Genomic DNA, 12,589 nt, shown 5'->3' with positions numbered 1-12,589 from the left:
CAATAAACAAGTTATAGCACTTGCGATCGCATCCAGGCAGCAGGCAAGGTGCGTAACTTTTTCCATTGAGGAACATAAGCTCGCCGACTGAACACATCATAATCATTGCGCTCAATCATTTCTAAAATCTGCTCATAGAGCATAGATGCAGACCAGACAGGCCACCGAGCATCAGCAGCGAGATAACTAATACCTTTATCTGCTTGAATATAGAATTGACGGGCGCGATCAATTTGAAACCGCATCAGTGAACGCCAGCGATCATCAACTACGCCCTGGATACATTCTTCCTCGGTGTAATTAAATTTGGCCAAATCTTCCAAAGGAATATAGATACGGCCGCGACGGGCATCCTCACCGACATCACGGAGGATGTTCGTAAGTTGGTTAGCAATTCCCAAAGCGATCGCTTCTTCTATGGGAAGATAGGGCTGTTGGTTTTGATGCCAAGGAGCTGTATAGATGCTATTATCTACACCCATAATCGTTGTTGACATCAAACCCACAGTTCCCGCTACCCGGTAGCAGTAGAGATATAAATCCTTAAAAGTTTCATAGCGACTACGATACAAATCCATGCGCTGACCAGCAATCATATCCCGAAAGGGTTGAATGTCTAAAGGAAAGCGTTGCAGGGTGTCTACTAACGCTACATCAAAATTATCCAAAGGGCAGCCCGCAAAAATCGCCTCCAGTTGATTTTCCCATAGTTCTAGGGTTTCTGGCGTGGTGATAGCGGAGGCAGGACCATCCACTAATTCATCTGTACGGCGACACCAGGCATAAATTGCCCAAACAGATTGACGCTTGGCAGGACTCATCAGCATTGTACCCAAATAAAAAGTTTTAGCGTACTTAGCAGTGAGTTCCCGACAAAGGTTGTATGACTCATCTATAGAGACCAGCGTTTTCATGCGCGGGGGGGAATCAGGCAGTTGCAGCATTCGTGGCGGGCGGTCGGGTTGGCGTTTGCAGGCGAGAGGGATTTGCTACCGTCAGCGCGTCAGAAATGGCCTGCGCTGTTAGTTTACCAGAAAGTACCGCCCCTTCCATACTGGCGAGATAACGTTGCATTGTATAATCCCCAGTCAGGTAGAAATTAGAAATGGGGGTTTGTTGGGAAGGACGATACTCTTGGCGACCTGGGGTAGCTTTGTAAACTGAACGCGGTGTTTTCACCACATGATATTTCAGTATTTTTGTAGGATTATCTCCCCCAAAGTGTTGGGGAAAGAGTTTTTCTAATTCGCTAATAGTTGCAGCGACGATTTCCTCATCAGATTTAGAGATCCAATCTGCGGCTGGTGCTAGAACTAATTCCAACATCGAACGGTCAGGATTGGCATATTCACGGCAAGTATTACTCATGTCAGCATAAACGCTCAGGAGTGGAGACCGGGAAAATAGTAGATGATCAATATCTGTTAATTTGCGATCAAACCAGATATGAACATTAATCACTGGTACACCTTCTAAACCGTTTAATTGTTGGAAAAATGGCATTTCTTTCCACGCATTGGGTAAAATTGGCTTTAAAGGGTCAACAGGTAGGGCAGATACATAAATATCCGCTGTGAGTATTTCATCTTCTGCCCCGTTCAAGCCCCGCAATAGGAATCCTTTAACAGTTCCATCCTCATTGAGTAAAATCTCTTTTAAAGGCGCATTCAGACGTACCTCACCACCCCTTTCAGTAATGTGGTCAATAATTGGCTGACACAATCTTTCTGTGGGTGAACCGTCTAGGAAGGCCATTTTTGAGCCGTTTTTCTCTTGCAGGAAGCGATTCAAGGCTGTTAATAAGACCGTGGCAGAAATTTCCTCTGGGTTAATGAAGTTCAAAGCTTTGGACATAGCAATAAATACTTCTTTTTCTACCCGGGGCGGAACGTTTTGTTTTTGCAACCACTCCCGGAAAGAATATTTGTCCATTTCTTCCACGTACTTTTGCCCTTGCAGTATGGCTGGTAGTAACCCGATACCAAAACTGATTTTCTCCGCCCAGGTCAGCATATCGTTGTTTCTCAGAATGGCAATGACACCATTTATCGGTGCCGGTAAATCTGGGAAATCAAAACGGCTGTAAGTTCCTGGGGAATCAGGTTGATTGAAGATCATTGTGTGTTCTTTCCACTGCAACCGATCTTCAATGTCTAATTCTTTGAATAACTGCAACATATTGGGATAGGCCCCAAAAAAAATGTGCAGCCCCGTTTCGTACCAATCACCATCAGCATCCTTCCACGCGGCCACCTTCCCCCCAATTACGTCTCGACGCTCCAAAACAATGGGGGTGTAACCTTGATCCGTTAGATATTTTGCACAGGAAAGTCCTGCTAGACCCCCTCCTGCGATGGCTACGCTGCACTTCGTGAATGCTACTTGCATTTAACCTACTGTTCTTTAATATTTCTTAATTGTTTTGTCGTTCTCATTATACGTTGCAATCCTTTACATTTGCCGTTTCCTCTCTGAATTACCTCCCAAAAAATTTCCCCGCACTGCCACTAACTATGTAATTTACTTAAATATTAAGTGATTTAATTAACAAAAAATTTTTCCATAAAAAATATTTACTGTAGTTTATATCTCAATTCCCATCCGTGCATTTTTTCGGCTAACTGCTGATGACAAATACAAAAGCCGGTTTTTTATTTATGTATTTAGACGTAAATTATCTCTCTAAATCAGTAAGGTAAATAGCGAAAATTATGAGCATTAATAAGCAAAAATTAGGGAAATACTCCTAATTACTGCAAATATATTTAAAATTCTTATCAATTTAAATAGCCATGACGTTATATGATGATCCCAGACAGTTTAATCATCCTTAAATCTGAAATTTAATTATGTAATTACCAAAAATTTGTCTCTTGTTCAATAAAACGTTTTTTTATTGAATCTGGGCATATTTACCCAGAAATATTGCATCTACTTCAAGAATAACTAAACTATGATATCAAACCGACTACTCTGGTTATCATCCTTGACGGGTGGTACTTTCATGTTGACAGCTTTACCTATGGGGTTGACATCCCCAACACAATTTACAGCTAATTTAGTCAAGGATCAGCATCAATTTTTGACGAATGCTCAACAACATAAAAATACTTGGCAAAAAATCTTAATATCAAAAACTCTTTTTACTTTCGATTGGATAAATAAACAATTAGCATCACATCGAGATACTGCTATTATCCCAGATTTGACAACATTCAAGTCCCAAGAAACAAAATTTTGTTCCCCTGTACCAGAAAATATAGCTGCACAAACTCAACTTAAAAATGTTACTAACTCTGTATTAGTTAAATTCACGCAGTTTAGTGTTCCCAAACTAGATTTTTCACCTCCTACCGTTGTGCGATCGCTCCAAAGCTTCTTTAATGTCATTAACAATCCAGTAGAGCAAAATGGGAGTTACGATTATGCACCAGTATTAATTGTTAAGCGTAGTGTATCCAATTATGAAGTATGGGTTAATAACAGCTTTGTTGCTAGACTCCCTGATCGAATTACAGCTAATACTTTAAAACAACGTTTAGAGCAATTAGTGACATCACCAAAAGTACAACCTACAAAACTACAACCTGGTTTAGTTGATAAAACTCCGTCCCTCATGGTAGGTACTCGCTTGCTATTTGCAATTGAGCGAAATCTATCCGCTCAACTTGGTCGCAGCGGTGATATTTTAGCTCTGGAATGGACTAACAATCTCCGCATAGCTCTACATACCGAACCATTGACGCTAATACAAGGACAAATGGCAATGTATGGATTAGAGAATTCAACAACAAAACTTTCCGGTGTAGCGTCTTGGTATGGCGGCTACTTTCATGGTCGCTTAACAGCAAATGGTGAAATATATAATCAAGACGACTTCACAGTTGCCCATCGTACCCTACCTTTTAATACATACTTAAAAGTTACAAATTTAGAAAATAATAAATCCGTAATTGTGCGTGTTAATGATCGTGGACCTTACATTGCACCCAGAAGCCTAGATTTATCTCGAACAGCGGCTCGTTGTCTCGATAGTGAACATACTGGAGTCGTAGCTTATCAGGCTGTGGTTTTACAACAAAATGCGCCACAAATGACTTTGAAACCATCTCCACCAAAAACTGAAGATATGGCTAATGCTAAAGGTGAGTTATTGGTTTCTAATTTTTAGTATCCTGGAAGGATAAGGTAGAGAAGGCTTTATCCTACTCCCTTACCGGTAGAATACCGATTGAATAAACCACGAAGACACGAAGGACACGAAGGAAGAAAAGAAGAAGTAATGAGATATCAATCCTTACAAAGCTTTGGTAATCATCTAATTTTGGGTATTTCTGGAACTACTTTAAATGATGATGATAAACGGGTATTAAATCAATTAAAACCCATTGGTGTCATCTTTTTCGGGAAAAATTTCCTCGACGGTGTACCCTATACAATTTGGTTAGAAAACTTTAAAAACCTCATTGATGAAATTCGTCAATATACCGAACGTGATTTCATGTTTACTACTTTAGATCATGAAGGTGGTCGGGTGGTGCGGACTCCTTTACCCATTACCCGTTTTCCTCATGCTTATTTATTACAATCTCACGCTTTTGAAGTTGCTAAAGCCACAGCTAGAGAATTAAAATCTCTGGGAATTAATCTTTCTTGGTCTCCGGTTGCGGATATTTTCTCAAATCCTCAAAACCCAATTATTGGACCGCGTGCGTTTGGAATTACATCAGAAAAAACTAGTCAATGTGTGCGGGAATATTACCAAGGATTGCGAGAAGAGGGAATTTTAGGTTGTGCTAAACACTTTCCTGGCCATGGAGATACTAGCACAGATTCCCATTTAGAATTACCAATATTAAATTTGAGTTGGGAAGATTTACGAAACCGGGAATTGATTCCTTTTCAAACATTAATTCAGGCACAAATTCCGTTAATCATGACAGCACATATTTTGTTTCCGCAAATTGATCCACAAGTACCAGCAACGTTATCTAAAATTATTTTAGATGATATTTTGCGAAAAGAGTTAGGTTTTCAAGGTGTGATAGTTTCCGATGATTTAGATATGAAAGCTGTATCGGAAATGTTTATGAAAACGGGAACGGTAGCGCGGGCTTTTGATGCTGGTTGTGATTTGTTTATAGTTTCTCGCAATATCAATTCCTCTTCTTTAGAACGGACATATAAAATAGCTGAGGATTTTTCTGCTAGTTTAAATAATGGTAGTTTGGATATAGCAGTGGTGGAAGCAGCGCGGGAGAGGGTGGAAAATTTATTGCGGGTAACTCCTCAATATCCGGTTTCGACTCTTGATAAGGAGACGTTGATGAAGAATGCGGAATTGGCTATAAGTTGTTGTTTGTAGGGGGATTGAATATAGGGTCACTTGATTTTATCTACATCTTGTGTTACACTTGTACGCACAGTATAATTTATACCAACATTAAAAATTTTGTGTATTCTACTACAATACGCAATTTTCTAATGATGATTGTCCCAATTCAAAATGCTAGATTTTCTGGATGAAATAACTATAATATGACTAATTTTGACGAAGTGATTAACTACAGCTTTTATATCTTCGAGCATAACTTCCTTGAATTTGAGAAAGCTATTGACAGCTACACTAATGAACTTTACAGTCAAGGTGTTCAAGCGTTTGATACAAGAATTCGTGATATTCAATCTCAGAAATTTCAGGAAGTACAGAAGGAAACTGCTCGATTACTGCATAATTATTTAGCTTCTTGGTTCTCTTTGAAAGAGCAAACCCATGCAGCAGAAAATTCATTCAAAAAGTCTTTTACTAATCCTTCTTTAATTTCTGCAATCACAAGCAAGAAGGGAGAAATGTTTACAGATAATCCTGAGAATGGTTTTATTCAGGGTTTGAGAAATTATATACAGCATAGAAGTTTGCCCCTGATTGAGACTGAAAATTCTATAGACTTTAAATTTGGACAACCAAATTTTAATATTGATCATTCACTCTATCTAGATACAAAGAAATTATTGGAATGGCAAAATTGGAATGCAAATGCTCAAAAATACTTAAGTGAAAATTCAGAAAAAATTCATATTAAACAAACAATAAAAGGCAATTTCTTTTATATACAGAGTTTCTATCAATGGTTAAGTTCTGAAATTAAGTAATCATACACTTGTACTGTAGAGACATTTCTTTTGTCTATAATTTTTTTCTGATTTGTTGAAACTTCTGAGATTGCTGTTTAGTAGTAATTAATAAAGGATGTAAAAACTCTTTACGTCCTTCTTGATTAAGTAACATTAGTACAGCATCATAATCTTTTCCAAATTCACTTGATATCTTATAGCTATAACCACAATTAACTTGCCACCATCCATCACGTTTACCTATTACATATAATATATAAAAAGAAGTATCAGACGGTAAATTCTTTTCAGCACATTTAAAACTAACGGCAGATATTCCAGTAGCAAAAGCTACGTCTGTCCATGTTAATATCCCACCTTTATTTGCTGCTAATTCTGAGTTTTTACCTTGTACTGTTATGTAATAGACTCTATCTGTCATCTCGGCTATATTTGATGCACCTATATATTCTGCATAAGCAGAGTTATTTCCTGTAAAAATACTAATAGCAGCAAGAAAAGGTAAAAACCGAGTCTTCATATATATTAAGTTAATTACTATCTTGTATGTAACAAAATTTATTTTACACTCAAAACTGTATAAATTGGGAGTTCCAACTCATTGACTTGATCAAATTATTTCACGTCAGCCGGAGGATGTTCACCTATTGCATACAACACACGACGCAAATTAACTACACCATCACGGTTTAATTGTAGTGTTTCCACAGTAGCACGTCCTGTAGGAGTCAAGCCTATCACTAATGTAAAATCATCATTCCAAGCAAAATGCTTATTCCATTGCTGTTGACGTGGATGGTAAATAGAGACAACATTACCACTGATCAGATCAATTCCTTCCGTTTTGTTATACTTATGATTATTGCAACCCTGACAAGACAAAGCCAAATTATCCAAACTTGTCATTCCACCTTGGCTTCTAGGAATAATATGCTCAATGGAAAAAGGTTGCATAGCAAAACGCGCTTGACTTCGACAATATTCACAACATCCGTTTGCACGTTCAGAAACAGCTTTTTTCTGTTGCGCTGTTACTCTTTTTTCAGACATAACTTTGCGTCGGAATACCTAAATTTTCCATCAACGTATTCAAAGAAATTCCTTTTAAACTCGCTAACTCTGCTAAATGTTCAATTCGTTGTGCTTGCTGTTTTTCAATCTGTTGAGTTAAGTTTAATAGCTCCTTGTATTCATGATTGGTAAGAGTTTCTGCATCTCTTTTAGCTATTAAATCATTGTAATCTTTCTGAATATCTAACGGAATACCTTGATTAATTTTTAATAGTAATTCTGACTCCCGTTGCATTAAACTGGAAGTTGTCCGTTGTGCTTGTATCGCAATAGCTTGAGAAATAAACTTCCTTAAATCTGATTGGCTTAATTGTCCAACGGCTTTAAGTAAATCTTCTGAAGAAAATTCTACTTCAACTTTTATGGTTGACATAATTTTTTATCTCACCAACTAATACATTAATATTATCATCCGTTCGGTTAAAAAATACTTCAAATTCCATGACTTTTCCCAATTACCCAATTACGTCGGAAAAACCGCGCTAGTGCTGATTCTTCCAAAGATAAATAAATTGGTCTACCATGGGGACAAGTGCGCGGGTTGCGGGTACGTTGCCAATTATCTAATAAGGTCTGCATTTCTGGTAAACTCATTTTTGTACCATTACGAATTGCACTCCGACAAGCAACTGCAATTTGAGCAGTTTGTAAGTCTCCCCCCCAACTTAATTCTAAAATTGCCTCAGCACAATCTTCTCTTTGTTTGAACATGGCTGGGATATTCCGCACGCAAAAAATTTTATCACCAAATGGTTCTATATCTAAACCAATACGTTCTAATTGGGAAACCTGCGCTGGTGATAATTGATAAATAATAATTGGGGTTTCTACAGGTACTAATTGCCAGTGATCACATAATTGTTCATATAATACTCGTTCATGGGCTATATGTTGTTCTACTAACCACATTCCCCCATAATGTTCAGCAACTATATAAGTATTACTCAGTTGAGCAATTGCTTTTAAATAGTTTTGAGTTTCATTGTTTTCAGAATTTTGAGAATTTTGAGAATTTTGAGAATTAAATCTATATTCACCTTGAGATTCTGCTACTTTTAATAAATTACTAATTCTGCTAGTGTGAACTGATTCTTTAATATTAGTTTCCGAAATCCTCAGAGATTTATTGATAGCTGCGGTAATTTGTTCTTGCCAAAAAGGTAGATCATGCAGATATATTTCTGTTTTCGCTGGGTGGCGATTCCAGTTAATTTGCTCAGGAGGAATATGCAAATGTAAAAAACACACGGGATAGCGATCGCGTGGTAATGTTTTATGGAAAGCTGATAATATATTCTGTTCTAATTCTGGTGATTTAATTATCCTGCCATTAATTGCCACTTTTACCCAATCTAAACGATGACGATGACATCTATCTGGTAAACCTATGACCAAATGTAAAGACGAATTTTCCAGATTTGGTATTTCTAAATTCACTTCATATAAATCATCTTGTCGGACTTGAGGGAGAATTTGTGGAATTAGTTTTCCTACAGTTGGTGCAGGACAAATTGTAAACCATTCTTTGTCATTTTGCCACACTTGATAATGAACATGAGGATGACATAAAGCTATTTGTTGAATTATCCCTTGTACAGCTTTTAATTGCTGATTTATCGCGGGTAAACCTTGACGACGGGCTGTACAATTAGCAAATAAATTATTCACTGTCACCACAGTACCAGAGGCAATAGCGGCAATATTTACTTCTGTTACTTCTCCTTCATTATTATAAACAATTCGCCAGCCTTCACTTCCTCCTAAAGGACGACTTAAAACTTCTAAATTTGCTAAAGTTGTTAAACTATGTAGTGCTTCACCACGAAATCCTAAACTCCTAATTTTCCATAGGTCTGCACTAGAATGAATTTTACTTGTACTGTGTGCAGTTGCAGCTTGTTGCAAATCATCCAAATTCATACCACAACCATTATCAGCTACCCGAACTCGCCATAATTGTGGCCATAAAGAAACTACAATGCGCGTTGCACCAGCATCTAGGGAATTTTCTACTAACTCCCTGACAACGGCCACCAATGAGTCAATTACTTCTCCAGCCGTAATTAAATATACAACTTCTGTTGGTAAAGCTTGAATAGTAGATACCATCATGAGGAATTAAAATTAAAAATTAAGTATTTTCTAAATCTAGAAAACATTAGCCTACAATATTATGATTAATTATGATTACAAAAAAATTAATTTCTAAATTCTGCTGTCATTATAAAGAAATAAGAGTTAATAGGGGATATTTGCTAAATTTTTTATAGATTAGACAGCACGAAAAGCTTATGAGTATTAATTTAGTTGCTGATGTTAACGACTTAAAGACCAATCTGCAATGGGGACAACCTGCTTTTACAATTATTGATGTGCGCGATCGCTCAAACTATAATCATAGCCGCATCACCGGGGCAATTTCTATCCCCCTCAATGACTTAGAACATCGCGCCCAAACTTGCTTACATAGAGAACGGCAAATTTATATTTATGGTGAAAATGACAGCCAAGCAGCACAAGCTGTCAGAACCTTGCAATTCCTTGGTTTTACCACAGTGGCCGAACTTACAGGTGGTTTACAAGCCTGGAAATCCATTAACGGCGCTACAGAAGGAACAGACGGTTAACAACTGTACTCAAATCAACCACAAAGTTAGGCTAACCGCGTAAATTTAGTCACCACTCCCACCTTTTTTAGATGTGGAAGTGGTTAAAGTTTACAACTAGTTTTACGGTGAAGTGGGGCATTCAAACTTATACCCTACACCACGTATGGTCTGGATTAACGTTGATTGGGTGGGATCTATCTCAATTTTCTTGCGAATTTGACCGATATGGACATCCACAACCCTTTGATCCCCGACGTATTCATAGTCCCAAACTTGTTGGATGAGTTCGGTCCTGCGCCAAACCCGCCCTGGATGACTAGCTAAAAAATGCAACAATTCAAACTCCAGCGCTGTTAAAGCTATGGTTTCATTATTAACTATTACTTCCCGTCGCACAGAATCAATTATCAGCTTTTCAAAGACTAAGCGCTGCTGTTCTGTATTAGCTACAACCCGCCGCCTCAAAATTGCGGCTACTCTCACCTCTAACTCTCCCAAACCAAATGGTTTGGTTAGGTAGTCGTCAGCACCCTTAGAAAAACCGCGAATTTTATCGGCTTCATCTGTCCTGCTAGTCAGTAGTAGCACAAATACCCCACTACGATTTTGCATTTCTTGACAAAGGTTAAAGCCAAGTGCATCTGGTAAATTTACATCCAGAATCACCAAATCAGGGTTAAATTGCTCAAAAATGGCTAGAGCCATTTTACCATCTTCGGCGGACTCTACTTGATAATTTTGTTGCAGTAAAAAACGTTGAATTAAATTCCGAACCGCAGAATCGTCGTCAACTACAAGAATCTTGGCGGCAGCCATGACCATTATTTTTCACAAAAGTTCATAGGATTAACAATTAACAAACATGATTGCCTAAGAACCCAGGTTCTACTTTGGCAGTAATTCAATATCTACAGGGGACACCGATGATGATCCTGATGATTTGAAGAAATTGGTGGGGTGGGCATCCTGCCCGCTGACCCGAAACTGATTCAGATAAAATCTGCCGTCATAGCGGCACTTGTATGGGAACATATTTTCAATAAATCAAATAAATTTTTAGATCAACTAAACAAATTCATGCTAGTATTATTAGCGAAGGATAAAATAGATGGTCTAATTAGTTAGTGGAGATACATATATTTATTAGCAGTCAATAAGGGGTTTTACTTCTGAAAGCTACTGGATATGATCCAACTCTCGACAATTAACCGTTAAATACGGACTCCTTTGTATAATAAAAATATACACAATTCTTGAAAATCATCTCATCCCAAAAATAAGAACTAAAACTTAAACAAAAGGTTCTCAGTTGTATGGGTGTTGTGATTCTTATGATTTAGTGTAGAGTTATTGAATACGCGTTGTCAGATCGGAATGTACCCCTGTGGACAAATAAATCTGCCTCCCGGCTGGTTGAAAGCACAGAAGTAAGCAGGATAATGTTATTATTTATTTAGGTTGAGTATTCTGTGTAAATTTCGTTTTTGCATTTGTTCTGATCAGTATAAAACCTAAAGTTGTTTTTTTGCAAAATAAAGAGTGCCACTGAACTAAGGCTCAAGTAATAAACTCCCATGAGTGATCAAAGTCCCTACGAAAAAATTGGGGTATCAGAAGACGCAAGCTTCGATGAAATTCAGGAAGCTCGCAATCGCCTATTGGAAAAATATGGTGGTGAGAGTAATAGCCGAGAAGTCATTGAAGCCGCTTATGATGCGATTTTAATGGATCGCCTACGGATGCGCCAAGAGGGGAAAATCAAAGTACCTGAGCGCATCCGATTTCCAGAAATGCGAGTTAGACCTATTCCCCAAGCAGGTCTAACTCCGAGCCAACAAGCCCCTGAATGGCTGCAAAGAAGTTTGGATAGGCCAACATTAACTGATGTACTATTACCAGGGTTCTGTTATCTGGGTTTGGGTGCGGTTAGTCTGTTTTATCCCGGTGGTACTGAGCAGGTTTTGCAACTCGCATTGGTAGTTGGAGTAGGTGCTGGTGTTTACTTCCTCAATCGCAAGGAAGGCAAATTTGGTCGATCAGTTTTATTCACACTGGTTAGTTTAATTATCGGCTTAACTGCTGGCAGTTTAATTGCTGGCTCGATATTACCACTACTATTACCATTGATAAATTTGACAGGGAATCAATTTTCAACGCTTTTGACCTTCATATTTATGTGGTTAGTAAGCAGTTTTTTACGTTAGTTAATGGGTAATTGGTTAATCACCGATTACCCCATGATTTTTCTGTTTACTGGTTGAGGATGAAATTTACAGCGGTTTTTAAGTCTGGCATAATCAGAGCAGGTTGATATGATGCTAGTTGAGTGCGATCGCGGATACCAGACTCAACAGCAATAATTTTAATATCATGTTTTTTAGCGGCCGCGATATCGGCCTCTGTGTCTCCTACCATCCAAGTATCAGCCGCAGGGGGGAGTTCAGCTAATGCTCTAGCCATTAATAAAGGTTTATCTTCTACGTCACGGGTTTTTACATAGTCATTACTGAGACAATAACGGCGGTTTTCCGGGAAAAAGTCACCTAAATTGTGCTGACTAAAAGCATAGTCTAATTCTCGTACCCTCCGCATAGTCATCACGGCTAAATCAATACCAGCAGCCTGAACTTTGTTAAGTGCTGCTAATGCAGTGGGGATCAAGCTATCATATTGGAAGTAGGGTAGAGTATGGACTGTTTGTTTGCGGATTTGGGTGAATTTTTGCCCTTGCTGGGCATCTAAACCCGATTTTAACGCAATTTGAAGTTCAGGGG

General features: G+C 38.2%; 13 protein-coding genes. 5 read left to right on the top strand and 8 right to left on the bottom strand.

The genetic code is table 11. The features are described 5' to 3' along the window. Positions 1–11: 11 nt before the first annotated feature. Both crtB and pds read right to left on the bottom strand, forming a co-directional pair. Positions 12–944 carry a 15-cis-phytoene synthase CrtB gene (gene crtB / locus ACIR310F_RS0104245; protein ID WP_028082748.1) on the bottom strand — a complete coding sequence of 311 codons (933 nt, stop codon included), beginning with the start codon at positions 942–944 and terminating at the stop codon, positions 12–14. Further along, positions 928–2,388 carry a 15-cis-phytoene desaturase gene (pds, locus tag ACIR310F_RS0104240; RefSeq protein ID WP_028082747.1) on the bottom strand — a complete coding sequence of 487 codons (1,461 nt, stop codon included), beginning with the start codon at positions 2,386–2,388 and terminating at the stop codon, positions 928–930. The genes crtB and pds overlap by 17 nt, the downstream gene beginning before the upstream one ends. A 565-nt stretch (positions 2,389–2,953) precedes the next feature. Here pds and ACIR310F_RS27255 point away from each other — a divergent pair. From ACIR310F_RS27255 to ACIR310F_RS0104225, 3 genes are all read left to right on the top strand, one after another. Next, a complete protein-coding gene (locus ACIR310F_RS27255; protein WP_028082746.1) occupies positions 2,954–4,171 on the top strand; it encodes a septal ring lytic transglycosylase RlpA family protein in 1,218 nt (405 codons plus the stop codon). 111 nt (positions 4,172–4,282) lie between these two features. Further along, positions 4,283–5,365, top strand: coding sequence for a beta-N-acetylhexosaminidase (nagZ, locus tag ACIR310F_RS0104230; RefSeq protein WP_028082745.1), 1,083 nt, complete (start codon positions 4,283–4,285; stop codon positions 5,363–5,365). A 173-nt stretch (positions 5,366–5,538) separates the two neighbouring features. Continuing rightward, on the top strand, positions 5,539–6,153 hold the full coding sequence (locus tag ACIR310F_RS0104225; protein ID WP_028082744.1) for a hypothetical protein: 615 nt from the start codon (positions 5,539–5,541) through the stop codon (positions 6,151–6,153). A gap of 34 nt (positions 6,154–6,187) precedes the next feature. On the opposite strand, the gene ACIR310F_RS0104220 is transcribed toward ACIR310F_RS0104225, so the two are convergent. From ACIR310F_RS0104220 to mutL, 4 genes are all read right to left on the bottom strand, one after another. After that, positions 6,188–6,655, bottom strand: a complete 468-nt coding sequence (locus tag ACIR310F_RS0104220) for a hypothetical protein (RefSeq protein ID WP_028082743.1) — start codon at positions 6,653–6,655, stop codon at positions 6,188–6,190. A 95-nt stretch (positions 6,656–6,750) separates the two neighbouring features. Next, on the bottom strand, positions 6,751–7,185 hold the full coding sequence (locus ACIR310F_RS0104215; protein WP_028082742.1) for an HNH endonuclease: 435 nt from the start codon (positions 7,183–7,185) through the stop codon (positions 6,751–6,753). Next, a complete protein-coding gene (locus ACIR310F_RS0104210; RefSeq protein ID WP_028082741.1) occupies positions 7,178–7,579 on the bottom strand; it encodes a hypothetical protein in 402 nt (133 codons plus the stop codon). The genes ACIR310F_RS0104215 and ACIR310F_RS0104210 overlap by 8 nt, the downstream gene beginning before the upstream one ends. 59 nt (positions 7,580–7,638) lie before the next feature. Next, entirely contained in the window at positions 7,639–9,315 is a 1,677-nt protein-coding gene (gene mutL / locus ACIR310F_RS0104205; protein ID WP_028082740.1) for a DNA mismatch repair endonuclease MutL, read from the bottom strand. 182 nt (positions 9,316–9,497) lie between these two features. Here mutL and ACIR310F_RS0104200 point away from each other — a divergent pair, with 182 nt between their 5' ends. Continuing rightward, entirely contained in the window at positions 9,498–9,833 is a 336-nt protein-coding gene (locus ACIR310F_RS0104200) for a rhodanese-like domain-containing protein (protein ID WP_028082739.1), read from the top strand. Between the two features lie 102 nt (positions 9,834–9,935). Here the strand turns inward: ACIR310F_RS0104200 and ACIR310F_RS0104195 are convergent, their stop codons facing one another. Beyond that, entirely contained in the window at positions 9,936–10,631 is a 696-nt protein-coding gene (locus ACIR310F_RS0104195) for a response regulator transcription factor (protein WP_028082738.1), read from the bottom strand. A 758-nt stretch (positions 10,632–11,389) separates the two neighbouring features. On the opposite strand from ACIR310F_RS0104195, the gene ACIR310F_RS0104185 reads away from it, so the two are divergent. Beyond that, positions 11,390–12,019 carry a CPP1-like family protein gene (locus tag ACIR310F_RS0104185; RefSeq protein WP_028082737.1) on the top strand — a complete coding sequence of 210 codons (630 nt, stop codon included), beginning with the start codon at positions 11,390–11,392 and terminating at the stop codon, positions 12,017–12,019. Between the two features lie 46 nt (positions 12,020–12,065). Here ACIR310F_RS0104185 and ACIR310F_RS21520 read toward each other — a convergent pair. Next, a partial coding sequence (locus tag ACIR310F_RS21520) for an HAD family hydrolase (protein ID WP_231387384.1) occupies positions 12,066–12,589 on the bottom strand: 524 nt, incomplete at its 5' end.

This window comes from Dolichospermum circinale AWQC310F (genome assembly GCF_000426925.1).
Taxonomy (GTDB): domain Bacteria; phylum Cyanobacteriota; class Cyanobacteriia; order Cyanobacteriales; family Nostocaceae; genus Dolichospermum; species Dolichospermum circinale.
Note: the sequence above shows the minus strand (reverse complement) of the source record. Positions and strands in the feature narration are given on the sequence as shown.

Bases quoted from the DNA above. Each gene is read 5' to 3' on its own strand.
- crtB (WP_028082748.1), bottom strand. From the start codon at position 944: ATGCTGCAACTGCCTGATTCCCCCCCGCGCATGAAAACGCTGGTCTCT.
- pds (WP_028082747.1), bottom strand. From the start codon at position 2,388: ATGCAAGTAGCATTCACGAAGTGCAGCGTAGCCATCGCAGGAGGGGGT.
- ACIR310F_RS27255 (WP_028082746.1), top strand. From the start codon at position 2,954: ATGATATCAAACCGACTACTCTGGTTATCATCCTTGACGGGTGGTACT.
- nagZ (WP_028082745.1), top strand. From the start codon at position 4,283: ATGAGATATCAATCCTTACAAAGCTTTGGTAATCATCTAATTTTGGGT.
- ACIR310F_RS0104225 (WP_028082744.1), top strand. From the start codon at position 5,539: ATGACTAATTTTGACGAAGTGATTAACTACAGCTTTTATATCTTCGAG.
- ACIR310F_RS0104220 (WP_028082743.1), bottom strand. From the start codon at position 6,655: ATGAAGACTCGGTTTTTACCTTTTCTTGCTGCTATTAGTATTTTTACA.
- ACIR310F_RS0104215 (WP_028082742.1), bottom strand. From the start codon at position 7,185: ATGTCTGAAAAAAGAGTAACAGCGCAACAGAAAAAAGCTGTTTCTGAA.
- ACIR310F_RS0104210 (WP_028082741.1), bottom strand. From the start codon at position 7,579: ATGTCAACCATAAAAGTTGAAGTAGAATTTTCTTCAGAAGATTTACTT.
- mutL (WP_028082740.1), bottom strand. From the start codon at position 9,315: ATGGTATCTACTATTCAAGCTTTACCAACAGAAGTTGTATATTTAATT.
- ACIR310F_RS0104200 (WP_028082739.1), top strand. From the start codon at position 9,498: ATGAGTATTAATTTAGTTGCTGATGTTAACGACTTAAAGACCAATCTG.
- ACIR310F_RS0104195 (WP_028082738.1), bottom strand. From the start codon at position 10,631: ATGGCTGCCGCCAAGATTCTTGTAGTTGACGACGATTCTGCGGTTCGG.
- ACIR310F_RS0104185 (WP_028082737.1), top strand. From the start codon at position 11,390: ATGAGTGATCAAAGTCCCTACGAAAAAATTGGGGTATCAGAAGACGCA.